This window comes from Helicobacter sp. 'house sparrow 1', assembly GCF_900199585.1.
Taxonomy (GTDB): domain Bacteria; phylum Campylobacterota; class Campylobacteria; order Campylobacterales; family Helicobacteraceae; genus Helicobacter_H.
Genome location: NZ_FZQY01000004.1, coordinates 262,485 through 276,587, shown reverse-complemented (window position 1 = coordinate 276,587; position 14,103 = coordinate 262,485). Strand labels below are relative to the sequence as shown.

The 14,103-nt window shown below is 32.3% G+C and carries 17 protein-coding genes; 15 read left to right on the top strand and 2 right to left on the bottom strand.

The annotated features are described in order from the left end of the window. Positions 1-72: 72 nt before the first annotated feature. From C6H31_RS01730 to C6H31_RS01680, 11 genes are all read left to right on the top strand, one after another. Complete coding sequence (locus C6H31_RS01730) at positions 73-735, top strand: DedA family protein (protein WP_233709942.1); 663 nt, start codon at positions 73-75, stop codon at positions 733-735. After that, entirely contained in the window at positions 732-1,433 is a 702-nt protein-coding gene (gene pyrF, locus C6H31_RS01725; RefSeq protein WP_104697084.1) for an orotidine-5'-phosphate decarboxylase, read from the top strand. Before C6H31_RS01730 ends, pyrF begins: the two co-directional genes overlap by 4 nt. Beyond that, on the top strand, positions 1,421-2,251 hold the full coding sequence (gene panC, locus C6H31_RS01720) for a pantoate--beta-alanine ligase (protein WP_104697083.1): 831 nt from the start codon (positions 1,421-1,423) through the stop codon (positions 2,249-2,251). Before pyrF ends, panC begins: the two co-directional genes overlap by 13 nt. 8 nt (positions 2,252-2,259) lie before the next feature. Beyond that, on the top strand, positions 2,260-3,450 hold the full coding sequence (locus tag C6H31_RS01715; RefSeq protein ID WP_104697082.1) for an Opr family porin: 1,191 nt from the start codon (positions 2,260-2,262) through the stop codon (positions 3,448-3,450). A 63-nt stretch (positions 3,451-3,513) separates the two neighbouring features. Beyond that, positions 3,514-4,344 (top strand): peptidylprolyl isomerase, encoded by an 831-nt coding sequence (locus C6H31_RS01710; protein ID WP_158654734.1) that lies wholly within the window; start codon positions 3,514-3,516, stop codon positions 4,342-4,344. Continuing rightward, on the top strand, positions 4,345-5,379 hold the full coding sequence (locus C6H31_RS01705; protein WP_104697080.1) for a tetratricopeptide repeat protein: 1,035 nt from the start codon (positions 4,345-4,347) through the stop codon (positions 5,377-5,379). Then, complete coding sequence (rnhA, locus tag C6H31_RS01700; protein WP_104697079.1) at positions 5,376-5,813, top strand: ribonuclease HI; 438 nt, start codon at positions 5,376-5,378, stop codon at positions 5,811-5,813. Before C6H31_RS01705 ends, rnhA begins: the two co-directional genes overlap by 4 nt. Continuing rightward, entirely contained in the window at positions 5,800-6,462 is a 663-nt protein-coding gene (gene rnc, locus C6H31_RS01695; protein ID WP_104697078.1) for a ribonuclease III, read from the top strand. The genes rnhA and rnc overlap by 14 nt, the downstream gene beginning before the upstream one ends. After that, a complete protein-coding gene (aroC, locus tag C6H31_RS01690; protein WP_104697077.1) occupies positions 6,459-7,535 on the top strand; it encodes a chorismate synthase in 1,077 nt (358 codons plus the stop codon). The genes rnc and aroC overlap by 4 nt, the downstream gene beginning before the upstream one ends. 53 nt (positions 7,536-7,588) lie before the next feature. After that, positions 7,589-8,299 (top strand): DUF3943 domain-containing protein, encoded by a 711-nt coding sequence (locus tag C6H31_RS01685; RefSeq protein ID WP_104697076.1) that lies wholly within the window; start codon positions 7,589-7,591, stop codon positions 8,297-8,299. A gap of 14 nt (positions 8,300-8,313) precedes the next feature. Beyond that, complete coding sequence (locus tag C6H31_RS01680; protein WP_104697075.1) at positions 8,314-9,003, top strand: hypothetical protein; 690 nt, start codon at positions 8,314-8,316, stop codon at positions 9,001-9,003. Positions 9,004-9,009: 6 nt separating this feature from the next. Here C6H31_RS01680 and C6H31_RS01675 read toward each other — a convergent pair whose 3' ends face one another. Then, positions 9,010-9,510 carry a flavodoxin gene (locus C6H31_RS01675; RefSeq protein ID WP_104697074.1) on the bottom strand — a complete coding sequence of 167 codons (501 nt, stop codon included), beginning with the start codon at positions 9,508-9,510 and terminating at the stop codon, positions 9,010-9,012. A 24-nt stretch (positions 9,511-9,534) separates the two neighbouring features. Continuing rightward, positions 9,535-10,104, bottom strand: coding sequence for a DedA family protein (locus C6H31_RS01670; RefSeq protein WP_104697073.1), 570 nt, complete (start codon positions 10,102-10,104; stop codon positions 9,535-9,537). A 155-nt stretch (positions 10,105-10,259) separates the two neighbouring features. On the opposite strand from C6H31_RS01670, the gene thrC reads away from it, so the two are divergent. From thrC to C6H31_RS01650, 4 genes are all read left to right on the top strand, one after another. Then, positions 10,260-11,702, top strand: coding sequence for a threonine synthase (gene thrC / locus C6H31_RS01665; protein WP_104697072.1), 1,443 nt, complete (start codon positions 10,260-10,262; stop codon positions 11,700-11,702). A gap of 84 nt (positions 11,703-11,786) precedes the next feature. Then, complete coding sequence (gene modA / locus C6H31_RS01660; protein WP_104697071.1) at positions 11,787-12,506, top strand: molybdate ABC transporter substrate-binding protein; 720 nt, start codon at positions 11,787-11,789, stop codon at positions 12,504-12,506. Positions 12,507-12,508: 2 nt separating this feature from the next. Beyond that, positions 12,509-13,198: a molybdate ABC transporter permease subunit gene (gene modB / locus C6H31_RS01655; RefSeq protein ID WP_104697070.1), complete on the top strand. Its 690-nt coding sequence runs from the start codon at positions 12,509-12,511 to the stop codon at positions 13,196-13,198. Further along, positions 13,195-14,052: an ATP-binding cassette domain-containing protein gene (locus tag C6H31_RS01650; RefSeq protein ID WP_104697069.1), complete on the top strand. Its 858-nt coding sequence runs from the start codon at positions 13,195-13,197 to the stop codon at positions 14,050-14,052. Before modB ends, C6H31_RS01650 begins: the two co-directional genes overlap by 4 nt. Positions 14,053-14,103 lie beyond the last annotated feature (51 nt).

Here is a 14,103-nt window from a genome sequence, read left to right as displayed (position 1 = left end):
CCATTATACCAAAGTATATTCTATAATAATGAAAATAAAAAACTGTCTTTTAAGCAACTCTAGGAGTAAGCATTGTCTCAAGTCATCTCTATACTTACGCAACTTATTGGCTCATTTGGCTACTTAGGAATTTTCCTTTTGATGGGACTTGAATCTAGTTTTTTTCCTTTTCCATCAGAAGTAATAATGATACCAGCTGGCTATCTTGCATCACAAAGGGAAATGCATCTTTTATTTGCAATTGTGATGGGTATTTTAGGAAGTCTTGCTGGGAGTTTATTAAATTATTACCTTGCTTATAAATTTGGAAGATCTTTTCTTTTAAAATACGGAAGGTTTTTCTTTTTTACACCAAAAACGCTTAAAAAGATGGAGGACTTTTTTTATAAGCATGGAGAAATTGGGACTTTTGTAGGAAGATTAATTCCAGGGGTAAGGCAATATATTTCTCTTCCAGCAGGACTAGCAAAAATGAATCTCTTGAGATTTTGTCTTTTTACCACACTTGGTGCATCAATTTGGGTAATAATCCTAGCTTTATTTGGATATTATTTAGGAATTTTTTTACAAAACCATAGCTTAGAAGATATTCTCTTAATCTTCCAAGCCAAGAATCTAAACCAAGAATATTTAAAGATACATCAACAATTACGCACCATAACAATACTGCTTTTAGTTTTTGTATTGTGTTGTGTTGGGTTTTATATCTTCTATCAAATAAGGAGAAAAAAGTGAAATTATGTGTCGCATTAGATCTAGAACAAAAAGAAGAGAATATCAAACTCTTAAAACAGCTTAAAGACTTTTCACAACTGTGGGTTAAGGTTGGTTTAAGAAGTTTTATCAGAGATGGAAAAGATTTTTTAGATTCAATTAGACAAATCAATCCAGACTTTAAGATTTTTTTAGATCTCAAGCTTTATGATATTCCAAATACAATGCAGGATGCCATTAATGAATGTCTTAAATTTAATATTGATATGCTAACCATTCACACAAGTAGCGGAAGAGTTGCAATGCAAGAACTAATGCAATCTCTAAAAATGCATAAAAACCCGCCTTTAATTATGGGGGTGACTGCACTGACTAGTTTTGATTCTAAGATTTTTGAGGAAATCTACCATTCAGATATCAATAATCAAACAATTCATCTTAGTAAAATGGCTTATGAGAGCAATCTAGATGGTGTGGTATGTTCTGTTTATGAAAGTTTGATGATAAAAAATTCCACAAATAAAGAATTTCTTACCCTAACTCCTGGCATTAGGCCATTTAATGAAGATAATAATGACCAAAAAAGAGTTGCTACCATTCAACAAGCTTTCTTAAACCAATCAGATTTTATTGTGGTAGGACGACCCATTTATAAAAACAATAATCCATTAGAGATAGTAAAAAAAATATATGAGGAAATTAGCCGATGCAAATCTTAAAAACAATTGAGGAAGTAAGAAAATTTAGAGCTTCATTAAAATCTGATGATACCTTAGGATTGGTGCCTACAATGGGAGCACTGCATCAGGGTCATCAAAGCTTAGTTTTAGAATCTAAAAAACATAATACTCGTACGCTTGTAAGTATTTTTGTCAATCCCACTCAATTTGGAATAAATGAAGATTTTGATAAATATCCAAGAGTTTTTGATAAAGATTGTAAAATCTGTGAAAGTCTTGGTGTTGATGCAATTTTTGCTCCAACAATTTCACAAATCTATCAAAAACAAGATGAGATTACTCTAAATCCTCCAAAATCAATGGGATATGTTCTTGAGGGCTTTATTAGAGAAAATCACTTCAATGGGGTCTTGCAAATTGTTCTTAAACTTTTTAATCTAACACAACCCCATTTTGCATATTTTGGACAAAAAGATGCACAGCAATTACTAATCTTAAAAAGATTGATCCAGGACATGTTTTTACCCATTGAAATTGTTTCTTGTCCCACAATCAGAGATACTGATGGTTTAGCGCTTAGCTCAAGAAATGTCTATTTATCACAGGAAGAAAGAAAAATTGCACTAGAAATTCCTCAAGCACTCCAAGCAATACAACAACTCTTTAACAATGGAGAAACTTCTAGCCATAAATTGTTAGAAGAGGCAAAAAAATACATAAAAAATGTTATGCTAGATTATCTTGTAATTACGGATTTAGACTTAAAAAATATCACATCAGTCAAATTGGGAGAGAGTCTTGCACTTATTGCCGGAAAAGTAGGCAACACAAGATTACTAGACAATCTTTGGTTTTAAGGAACTAGATGTTTAAAAAAATCTTATCTTTTTTAGGATTGGTTACTTGGGTATTTTGCTATGAAAATATTGATGAAGCACTAAAAAATGGGGTAACCAAAGGGGATTTTATTTTCTATGGTGATTATGAAAAACTAAGCCATGGTGCGAGTCAAAATTTTACACCCAATAATTTGGCTACCTATGGTTATCTTGGAAATAGTGGCTACTTACTTGGAAATATCCGTTTGGGATATACTTCAGGCTTTTACAAAAATGTAAGAGCATCAATTAGTTTTGCATCATCCATATCTATTTTTAATCAGCACAAGCGCCTTATTACTTCTACAGGAAATCTTGATACACAAAAAGATTTTTTTAACCAAAATCAAGCCTCTATTGGAGAAAGCTTTTTTGAGTACTTTGATGGAGATACTAATATCAAAGCAGGGAGAATTGCCATTAATAATGAATGGATTAATACTCTTGCTGATGGTTTTTGGTTTCGTAATAAAACTATTAATAGGCTCTTAATTGAAACTTTTTGGGCAAGAACTTATGGCCGTATTGACTATTTTCAAATGACAGATTTTAGAGAAATTAATACAAAAAATGCTTTTGGTATTGCAAATATTGGTGCTAAATATGATATCTTAGAAGATCTTTTGACAATCAAAGCATTTAGTTACTTTGCTCCTGAGGTTTTCACAGCATTTGGAACCAGAATCAATGGAAATTATACAAACAACAACATTAAACTTGGTGGAGAGTTTGGAGCAAATTATAGTATTGAACACCTCTCAGGAAAGGCAAACACGCACGCCATAGATCTATCTGCATTTGTAGGTTACAAAGAAATTATCTTGTTTAAAGCGGGTTATATTAACACAGGAAAGGGTTCTGGATGGGGGAGTCTTGGAATCTTGGGTGATAAAATCACGCCCTTTTTTATTTGGGGAGGAAAGGCAATCAAAACCCAACCTAATGGAAATTTATTTTATGTCACCATCAGTTCTAAACTCCAACAATTTTCTTTTTCTATTACATATGGAACCACTTCTTTTGGAAAAAATTCAAGACAAAACGAAATTGATTTTACTACCGAGGTCGGAATTACAAACAATGTCTTTGTATTACTCAACATTTTAAATACCCATCTAGATTCTAATGTAATTCCCACGCTTACACAGGTAAATGGAGGAATTAGATTGAAGTTTTAGATACTACTTTGTCTATAAACTTCTTGATGATAAAATGTTGCTATTTCTAAAATGAGGTGTTTGATGCAATTTTTATTTTTACTTGCTTTTTTATTCTCCTTATCCTTCTCTCAAGAAAATATCATAGCAGGAGTTGGAATTACTGTAAATGGAGACCCTATTACTCTTTATGAAATAAAAGAAACACAAAAGAAAAACAAAATCACTAAGCAAAAAGCAATTGATCTATTAATTGCCGAAAAAATTAGAGATCAAGAAGTAAAAAGATTAAAAATTGATGTTTCAGATTCTAGAATTGAAGGAGAAATTCTTGATATGGCATCAAGAAGCAATCTAAGCAAAGATGCTTTTTTAAAAAAAGTAAAGCAGCAAGAGGGATTAAATCCTAAGGAGTTTGCAAAAAAACTTAAGGAGCAAATTCAAACACAAGAATTGATGCGAAGCATTCTCTCTACTAATAGTGTTGGTGAGGATGAGATGCGAGAGTATTATAATTTGCACCAAGATGAATTTAATATGCCCAAAGAAGTAGTTGTAATGCGCTTTAGCTCTACTAACATAGACTCATTACAACAAGCAATCAAAACCCCCAATACCGCAATAGCAGGAGTTGAGAGAGCTCAAGAAAAGATTCCTCTTGATACACTTCCTGCGCAAATTGCACAAGTCTTTGCAGCAACTAAAGTTAATCAATTTACGACTGTTCTTAATGGTGGAGGAGGTATGTATATGGCCTTCTTGGTTAAAGATAAAATAGGAGAAGAACTTATCTCATATCAACAAGCTAAAAATTTTATCGCACAAAAACTAGCTGAAAAGCGCCAAGATAAAATACTAGAAGATTATTTTGAGAAAATTAAACAAAAAGCTGTGATTATAAATCTTAGAAGTTAAATGGAAAGTATTGTTTTTCTTTATCGAGATCCCCTATTTGGCGTAGCCATTCTCATTGGAATTATTGCAACTATTGCACTTCTAGATTATTCTCACAATAAATATAAGGCACAGAAAAAATCTCAATCTCTTAAAGATTTAGCAAAATCTTATGAGCATACAACCTTAAACCAAGATATAGTAAAGTTTGTGCAGGTCTCTCCAAAAGCTCTTCCTTCTTTGATGCTGATTGCAAAAGCACATAGCCAAAGTGGGGATAGTCAAATGGCTATTAATATCTATCTAAGCTTGCTAGAAACTACAAAAAATTCAAAAGAAAAAATCAATATTCTTGAGGCATTAGGGAATACCTATCTTGATGCTGGTTTCTTACAGCGTGCAAAAGATATTTTCACACAAATTTTAAAAACATATCCAAGAAATGAAAACATTATGTCCTCCCTAATGCAAACTTATGAAAATATGGGGGAATATCAAAAAGCATTGGAGGCACTGGATTGTTTAGATGAAATTCAAACGCAAGATAAACAAAAATTTACTAACAATAAAAACTATTTTTATTTAATGATCTTGCTTAATACACATATTATCTCTATTGAAAAAAAGATAAAAAGTATTACAACAATTGGAGAAAATAACCCTCTTTTTCATAAAAGTATTTTAAGATTCTTAAAAACTTATGATCTAAAAGCTTTTTGGGATTATATTTTTAGCATTCCTTTTTCAAAAAATTTTATTGATATTCTTTGGGAGTTACAATTTCAAGATATCCCTAAAAATATAGAATCTTATCCCCAAATTTTTGAAGTATTTGTAGCAAAGGGATTTTTTGATTCACAAATTAGCTTTCAGATATTTGAATTAGAAATCCTATATCTTTTTAGAAAACATACTAAAAAAGAAGCTTGTTTAGGTTTTGAATATCGTTGTCACCAATGCAAAAGTATTTTTCCCTTTGATTCTCTGCGCTGCCCTAGTTGTAAGGAGTTAAGTGAAATGGATCTTATCTTAAAACCATTGGAAAAACCCCTATGAAACAAATAGAAATCTTTTGCGATGGGTCTTCATTGGGAAATCCTGGTTTTGGAGGATATTGTGCAATTTTACGCTACAAAGGCAAGGAAAAAATTATAAGTGGGGGTGTTTATAATACTACAAATAACCGTATGGAGCTACTTGCAGTAATTGAAGCCCTAAAAATCCTTAAAGAACCTTGTATGGTTTTGCTATATAGCGATTCTAGATATGTGTGCGATGGAATTTCTAGTTGGATTACAGAGTGGATAAAAAAAGACTTTAAAAAAGTAAAGAATCCTGATTTATGGAAAGATTATCTTCTTGTCTCTAAGCCCCATAAAATTCAAGCTTTTTGGATTAAGGGACATAACAACCATCCAGAAAATGAAAAATGTGATAGAATCGCGAAAGAACAGGCACAAAGACTAAAGGAGGAAAATGCAAAAACTTGAAGCAACCCTTAATTATTACTTTAAAGATAAAAATCTCTTACTTACTGCCCTCACCCACAAAAGTTGTAAAAATCAATACAATAATGAAAGATTAGAATTTCTGGGCGATGCTGTACTTGACCTTTTAATTGGGGAATTTTTGTATAAAAAATTTCCCACAAAGCAAGAGGGTGATTTATCAAAAATGCGAGCTTCCTTAGTGAATGAGCAAAGTTTTATGAAGTTTGCACAAGCAATAGAATTACACAATTATCTTTTAGTATCTGCCAATGAAGAGGCTAATGAGGGAAGATATAAGGCCTCTATTTTATCAAGTGCCTTTGAGGCTCTAATTGGAGCAATTTATCTAGAGGGTGGGTTAGAAGTAGTAAAAAAAATTACTTATGAAATTTTAGAGAGAATTTATCCAAAAATTGATGTACAAAGCCTTTTTATAGATTATAAAACAGCCCTTCAAGAGATTACTCAAGCAAAATTTGGTGTAATACCTGATTATCGCCTTTTAGAAGAAATTGGTCCTGATCACAAAAAGCAATTTAAAATTGCTATCTTTATTCAAGACCAAGAATATGCTCAAGCATTAGGAACCAGCAAAAAAGATGCACAACAAAAATGTGCAAAAATTGCCTATAAGAAACTTGTAGTATGAATACCTTTGGGCAAAAGCTTCGAGTAAGCACCTTTGGAGAATCTCATGGAAAGGCCATAGGTTGTATTATTGATGGACTACCTGCTGGACTTTATATTGATGAGGAAAGAATCTCCAATGAACTTCATAGAAGACAAGGAAGCAAACACTTTACAACCCCTAGAAAAGAACTTGAAAAATTTGAAATTTTAAGCGGAGTTTTTGATTCTTATACTACAGGCGCCCCTGTTGCAATCCTGATTTATAATCAAGATGCAAAAAGCGAAGATTACAGCCAATTAAAAGATATTTTTAGACCCTCTCACGCAGATTGGACATATTATAAAAAATATGGAATTAGGGATCATAGAGGAGGAGGCAGGAGCTCTGCAAGAGAAAGTGCTGCTAGAGTTTGTGCTGGAAGCATTGCTAAAATGCTACTTGAACACTTCAAAATTTTTGTCCATAGTGGAGTTTTTGCAGTTGGTCCAATTAGTGCCTCACAGATTGATTTTTGTTTTGCAAGAGAAAGTAAAATTTTCTCCTTAGATAAAAATGTTGAGAACAGGCAAAAAAAATTAATTCTTCAAACAAAAAAAAATCACGACAGTATAGGAGGTATAGCTTTAATACAAGCTTATGGAAAAATTCCAATAGGACTAGGTGAGGGACTTTATCATAAACTAGATTCTCAAATTGGTAGCTTATTTATGGGATTAAATGGTGTTAAGGCTCTAGAAATTGGCCTAGGTTGCAAAAGCTCCCAGATCAGCGGAAGTAAGAATAATGATGGAATGGATGAAAATGGTTTTATAAGCAATAATCACGGGGGGATATTGGGGGGAATGAGCAGTGGAGAAAAAATTGAGCTCAAAGTTCATTTTAAACCAACGCCAAGTATTTTTATTTCTCAAAAAACTCAAAATATTTATGGGAATCAAGTTTATCTCAAGTTAAAAGGAAGGCACGATCCTTGTATTGCAATAAGAGGTAGTGTGGTATGCGAACATCTTCTTGCACTTATCCTTGCAGATATGCTTTTATTAAATACAACTGCCAAAATAGAATATTTAGAAAAAATATATTCCCCTTAAATAATTTTAAAAAACTTTATATACAATAAATTCCTCGATATTAAAGGAAGTTTTTGATCAGAAGAGTCTTTTTTTTTGTGTGTATTTTTTTCTTTTTTGCAAATACTCTGGTGGCAACAGAAGAAAAATTATCGCCACCTACTTATTTTAAGCCTGATTCAAAATATAAATATTTATTGGGAAGCACTGGTATATTACTCGCAACTGCAGGAATTGCATTTGGAGGCTTACTCCTTTTACCAGAGAGTATCACTAATTGGAGTGATGAGGATATAGCAAATCTAGGAAAAAACTACCTTAAAAAAGTTAATCAAGGTCCTGTTATTGACCCTGATGATCTTTGGCTTAATATAATTGCACATCCCTATGCTGGTGCTATCTACTACATGCAACCAAGGACCGCAGGGTTTAGTTGGGCAGAATCTGCACTTTATGCATTTCTTTTTTCTACTTTTTTCTGGGAATTTGGGCTAGAATCTATTGCGGAAATACCAAGTTGGCAAGATCTAATTATTACTCCTGCAATTGGTTCTATAATAGGTGAAGGTTTTTTTAGATTATCTTGCTACATCCAGAATAATAATGGCAGGCTTTTTAATTCTAGGGTTCTTGGCGCAATCTCTTTATTTGTAATTGATCCTATGGGATTTATAATGAGAGATCTTGGTATGGCTAAGCTCATGGGAATAAAAAATGAACATGTTTCAACTATTTTTATCCCTCAACAACAAGGATTTGTAGCAACTTTGCGTATTACTTGGTAAATTAGGAGTACAAAATGAAAAAAATATTTTTAGGATTAATGATTGCAGTATTTTCACTATCACAGGATCTAAATACTTCTGAAAAAGCATTGCAAAACCAAGATGTAGATAACCAAGAGCAATCACTTAAAGATTCAAAAAGAGGTAACTTTATTGTTGGTATTTTTTTGGGGAGCCAAATTCTTTCCCTTGAGAAAAATTATTATGCAAACTCCACTCCAATTGGCACAACCAACAATATAAAAACAGTGCCAGGTTTTAGCTATGCACTAAAATTTGGCTATGACTTCTTAATCCAACCCAAACACTTTATTCGTTTTTACACAGATTATACTGGCGCAAGTTTATTTGCAAATCTTTCTAGTGGCAATACAATATTTCATAACCTAACTTTAAATGCAGACTATAGATATAATGCAAGTAAAATCGTTGATGTTTTTGCAGGAATAAATGGAGGAGGTATTTTTCTAGATACGCAACACTTAAGCCTTCAAAAAGCCTTTAGTGCAGGGGTAAGCTTAGGATTGATTTTTAATATCATTGATTCCATAGAGATAGAACTAAGATTACGCTTTATAAGCAGCACTCTAAAAAAGACAAATGGCACCCCAGATTCAGAGGGCATAAGTCTTGGTGCCACTAAACAAAGCGCACACTTTAGCGATTTTATCAATACCTCTATTGGTGTGGGTTATAAATTTTAAAAGGTCTTAGATAAAATCTTTTTTTATTGTCTCAACCCATTGTTGAATGCGTTCATCCGTTAGGTCTGCTTGATTATCCTCATCAATTGCTAGACCAACAAAATTACCATCAATCACTGCCTTAGAGTCATCAAATTCATAGCCATCCACAGAGGTTTTACCAACAACCTTTCCCATTTGAACCTTTTCATACAGATGAAAAAGACTATCACAAAAGCTATCGCTATAGCTATCCTGATCTCCAACCCCAACCAATGCAATTACCTTATCTTTAAAATCACTTTCAGAAAATTGATTAATCATACTATCCCAATCATCTTGCAAATCTCCAACTCCATAAGTAGCACTTGCTAAGATTAAATTATCAAAGCTCAAGATTTGCTCCTTGTCTGCCTTTGAAACATCCACCACCTCAACATTATCTCTACCTAAGCAATCTGCAATTTTGTCCGCAACACCATGAGTATTACCTCCATCTGTTCCATAAAAAATTCCTACTTTCTTCATTATTATCTCCTCAATATCAATAATTTATTTTTTACTATAAAATTTCAAAATGCCTAAAAATATTCCTACTATGCTCACCAATACCAAAGGCATTGTATAGGGTGGTAAAGTTGAAAAGGACATAAAAATCCTTTTTACAAAACTACTCGCAAAATAGCTCACCAATCCCACCACAAATGCCCAAAGCAGGCAAGCAAAAAAATTAAATATCATATATTTTTTTAGGTCATATTTACCAATACCTATTGCTATAGGTACAATTGTCTTTATACCATAAATATATTTACTAAAGAAAATCAATCCTACCCCATAAGTCTTTATCCACTTAAAACTTAAAGCAAGTTTCCTTCTATGCTTTTTCATATAAGCTAAAAAATCTCCTCTTTGCTTTCTTGCTAATAATGAGATTACGCTACTACCAACCATATTTCCCAAAAATGCCACCAATATAGACAGAGTGATATCCATACTCCCAAGACTACTTAAAAATCCTGCTGCAATCAATGCTACATACCCACCTCCTAAAGAATACAAAAATAGGAGCAAATACCCCCAATTTTGAAGATTGTCTTGAAACGATTGTATCGTATCCATTTACCACCTTTTAATAATAGTATTGCTTATCATTATAATATTTGAAAATAAATTTCTAAAATTTTGGAATTATTTTTTAAACAACTCTATTTGGCATAATCACAACTTTCATCTAATAATATTTTTGATAAAATCCCAACAAAAAAAGGTTTTCTATGCAACACTTTACTAGTACAAGAGGTGGTGGTGTTTTTAGTGATTTTAATCAAGTGATTTTAAATCCTAGTGCTCCAAATCATGGATTATGGGCACCTGTAAAATTACCTAAAATAGATTTTTCCACACTCCTAGATTCTAATTACCAATCTTTAAGTAGAAAAATTTTTCAGGCTCTGGATATAGAAATTGAGGATTCTATCCTTCAGGAAGCCTTACAACAATATGATTTTTTTGATGATTCCAAAAATCCTGCACCCCTAACAAAAATAGATTCATCTCTTTCAATTCAAGAGCTTTATCACGGAAGTTCAAGGGCCTTTAAAGATATGGCCTTGGCTCCTTTTGGATCTCTATTCTCTAACATTGCAAAAAAATACAACAAAAAATATCTCATTCTTACAGCTACAAGTGGAGATACGGGACCTGCAACTCTTAATTCTTTTGCAAATTTAGACAATATTGAAGTAGTTTGCATCTATCCAAAGGGTGGAACAAGTCAAATTCAAGAACTACAAATGACTACCCAAAATTCCAAAAATCTCAATATTTTTGGAATCAATGGCAACTTTGATGATGCACAAAGTATTCTTAAAGCATTGATTCATAAGGATTCTTTTAAGAAAGCATTAAAACAAAAGGGTATTTCTTTATCTGTCGCAAATTCTGTTAATTTTGGGCGCATTATCTTCCAAATTGTTTATCATATTTGGGGCTATCTCCAATATATTAAGCAAGAAAAACTCTCTTTTGGAGAAAGGGTTAAAATCATTGTACCTAGCGGTAATTTTGGCAATGCTCTTGGAGCATTTTATGCTAGACAGATGGGACTTCCTCTTGAAAAAATTACTATTGCTTCAAATCCAAACAATATTCTTACAGAATTTATACAAACAGGAAAATATGATCTGAGAAATAAAAAATTACTCTTGACATACTCTCCTGCGATGGATATCTTAAAAAGCTCCAATATTGAAAGGGTTCTTTTTAGTCTCTTTGGGTCACAACGCACAAATGAGCTTATGCAAGATTTGGAACATAAACACTATTATGAACTTACATCAGAGGAGCTTTGCTTATTGCAAGAAAATTTTGAAGCAGACTTTTGTGATGATCACCAATGCCTCAACACAATCAAGGATTTTTATCAAAATAAGATTCTTATTGATCCACATACAGCAAATGCAATCCATGTCTACACAAAGCTAAAATCAAAACATAATATCATTTGCTCAACGGCTCAATGGTGTAAATTCGCCCCAACAATCTACTTAGCGATAAATAATAAAAAAGTTTCAGATAAAGAGGCTATAGATTTTATTCTTAAAGATACACAAACTACACTTCCAAGTAATATTCTTGAACTTTTTAATAAACCTCAAAACCATCAAAAAATTCTAGATATTAAAGAAGTAGAAGACACTATCTTAAAAATAATCTAAATTGGCTTCCTTATATATTTTTATATATAAGGGTCAATAACTTTTTTGTATAATCATATTCATCTTATAGAATTAGGAAATACGATGAAAAAGCTTTTATTAAGTTTTATGCTACTTTGTTCTACAACTTTTGCTGACACAATCAATATTCTAGCAGCAGCCAATCTCTCAAAAGTCCTTGAAGAAATCAAAGAAAACTTTCTAAAACAACACAAAACACATCAAATTCATATCAGTTTTCTTTCTTCAGGGAAAGCCTATGCACAGATTAAAAATAATGCTTCTGTAGATCTTTTTATTTCAGCAGACACAAGCTATCCTCAAAAACTTTTTGAAGACAACCTTGCTTCAAAGCCTCAAGTTTATGCCCAAGGCATACTTGTTTTATGGAGTAAAACCACAAAACTACAAAACCTTGATAATTTACTAGAAGTGGATATCAAGAAAATTGCCCTTCCAAATCCCAATCTAGCTCCATATGGAAGAGCTGGTAAAGAGGTATTAGAAAAAACTGGTCTTTACAAACAAATTCAAGATAAGCTTATCCAAGCAACTTCTATCTCACAAGCTCATCAATGGGTAGAAAGCAAAAATGCTCAAGCAGGCTTTGGTGCTCTTTCTTTGATTGATAAGGATAATCCTGAAGTGAGTTTTATAATTATAGATCCGAGTTTATATACACCCATCAAACAAGCTTTAAGTATTACAAAATCAGGTCAAACAAAACAACTTGCAAAAGATTTTGCAAATTTTATACTTCATTCTCAGGACATCTTTAAAAAATATGGTTATTTAGTTCCATAATTATGCATTTAGATCCAGATTTTTTACAGACACTTTGGCTCAGTTTCAAGCTTGCAAGCATCACCACTCTAATTCTCTTACCTATAGGCATTATTTTAGGATATTACCTAGCTTATAGCAATCATAAAATAAAAATTGTTTTAGAAACACTAATTTGGATGCCTCTTATTTTACCCCCTACGGTACTTGGCTTTTATCTTCTTTTGAGCTTTTCTCCAAATTATTTTTTTGGAGATTTTTTAAAAAAATATTTTGGAATCCAACTTGCTTTTAGCTTTTCAGGGATTGTAATTGGGAGCATTATTTTCTCTCTTCCTTTTATGATAAACCCTATAAAAAATGCCTTGCAAAATCTTCCTGATAATCTCAAAGAGGCTAGCTATACTCTAGGCAAAGGAAGAATCTATACACTATTGTTTGTCCTCCTTCCAAATATTACATCAAGCATTCTGCTTGCAATTATCACAACCTTTGCTCATACAATCGGAGAATTTGGTGTTGTAATGATGATAGGAGGGGATATTGCAGGAGTAAGTCGAGTAGCCAGTATTGCAATTTATACACAAGCAGAGCAATTAAATTATCCCATAGCTCATTCTTACGCGCTTATTTTAAGCATCACGAGCTTTATACTCTTATTTATTGTCATTTTTATCAATCATAAGCTTCATAACAATAGAGGGCTTTTATGATAGAAATTTGTATTCAAAAAAAACTTAGCGGGGCTCAAGGCAATTTTACACTTGATATTCACACTCTTTTTCACGCTCAAAAGACCTATGGAATTTTTGGTAAATCTGGAAGTGGCAAAACAACATTTCTAAAAATCCTTGCAGGTATTACACACCCAGATAGCGGAATCATCAAATACAATCATCAAGAATTTTTTAATAAGGAGAAAAAATTTTCCTTGCCTACTTGGAAAAGAAAAGTTGGTTTTGTATTCCAAAATTACACCCTATTTCCACATCTTAGTGTTTATAAAAATATAATCTTTGGTCTTGATAAGACAATGCAAAATCAGGTTGAAGAACTCATTGCTTCCCTTAATCTTGAAAAGCTCTGTAATCAAAAACCAAAGAATCTATCAGGGGGTCAGTCTCAAAAAGTTGCCCTTGCAAGAGCCATTCTTAGCAATCCTGATATTTTACTTTTAGATGAACCCTTTAGTGGATTAGACAAAGATACAAAATCTTTACTGCAAAGTGATCTAAAAAATATTCTAAAAAAATATAAATTTACAACTTTTTTAATTTCACACGATATAACAGAGATGTTTTTGTTAGCTGATGAGGTTTTTACCCTAAAGGATGGAAAGTTTATTAAATCTGGAAGCCCTAGTGAAGTCTTTCTACAAAAAGATGAAAATAAAATTTTAGGCAAAGTTTTGTCTTTGGAAGAGAAAGATTCAACCATTCAAGCTACGCTTTTGGTGCAAAATATCCTTCTTTCCTGTTCTCTTCCAAAAACAAATGAAAAGGTGAGAGTTGGCGATATTATTGCAATGGATAATAATTTTTCGCTACTTAATTTTAAAAAGATTTAAAAGTGGAATATATTTTGCTTATTTCAGAGTATATTTACTTTTTAAAGGATT

What these genes read in the sequence shown, in the direction of transcription:
- C6H31_RS01670 (WP_104697073.1), bottom strand. Translation starts at nt 10,104, where the DNA reads ATGGATACGATACAATCGTTTCAAGACAATCTTCAAAATTGGGGGTAT.
- panC (WP_104697083.1), top strand. Translation starts at nt 1,421, where the DNA reads ATGCAAATCTTAAAAACAATTGAGGAAGTAAGAAAATTTAGAGCTTCA.
- modB (WP_104697070.1), top strand. Translation starts at nt 12,509, where the DNA reads ATGCATTTAGATCCAGATTTTTTACAGACACTTTGGCTCAGTTTCAAG.
- C6H31_RS01680 (WP_104697075.1), top strand. Translation starts at nt 8,314, where the DNA reads ATGAAAAAAATATTTTTAGGATTAATGATTGCAGTATTTTCACTATCA.
- C6H31_RS01675 (WP_104697074.1), bottom strand. Translation starts at nt 9,510, where the DNA reads ATGAAGAAAGTAGGAATTTTTTATGGAACAGATGGAGGTAATACTCAT.
- rnhA (WP_104697079.1), top strand. Translation starts at nt 5,376, where the DNA reads ATGAAACAAATAGAAATCTTTTGCGATGGGTCTTCATTGGGAAATCCT.
- C6H31_RS01710 (WP_158654734.1), top strand. Translation starts at nt 3,514, where the DNA reads ATGCAATTTTTATTTTTACTTGCTTTTTTATTCTCCTTATCCTTCTCT.
- C6H31_RS01715 (WP_104697082.1), top strand. Translation starts at nt 2,260, where the DNA reads ATGTTTAAAAAAATCTTATCTTTTTTAGGATTGGTTACTTGGGTATTT.
- aroC (WP_104697077.1), top strand. Translation starts at nt 6,459, where the DNA reads ATGAATACCTTTGGGCAAAAGCTTCGAGTAAGCACCTTTGGAGAATCT.
- thrC (WP_104697072.1), top strand. Translation starts at nt 10,260, where the DNA reads ATGCAACACTTTACTAGTACAAGAGGTGGTGGTGTTTTTAGTGATTTT.
- C6H31_RS01705 (WP_104697080.1), top strand. Translation starts at nt 4,345, where the DNA reads ATGGAAAGTATTGTTTTTCTTTATCGAGATCCCCTATTTGGCGTAGCC.
- modA (WP_104697071.1), top strand. Translation starts at nt 11,787, where the DNA reads ATGAAAAAGCTTTTATTAAGTTTTATGCTACTTTGTTCTACAACTTTT.
- rnc (WP_104697078.1), top strand. Translation starts at nt 5,800, where the DNA reads ATGCAAAAACTTGAAGCAACCCTTAATTATTACTTTAAAGATAAAAAT.
- C6H31_RS01650 (WP_104697069.1), top strand. Translation starts at nt 13,195, where the DNA reads ATGATAGAAATTTGTATTCAAAAAAAACTTAGCGGGGCTCAAGGCAAT.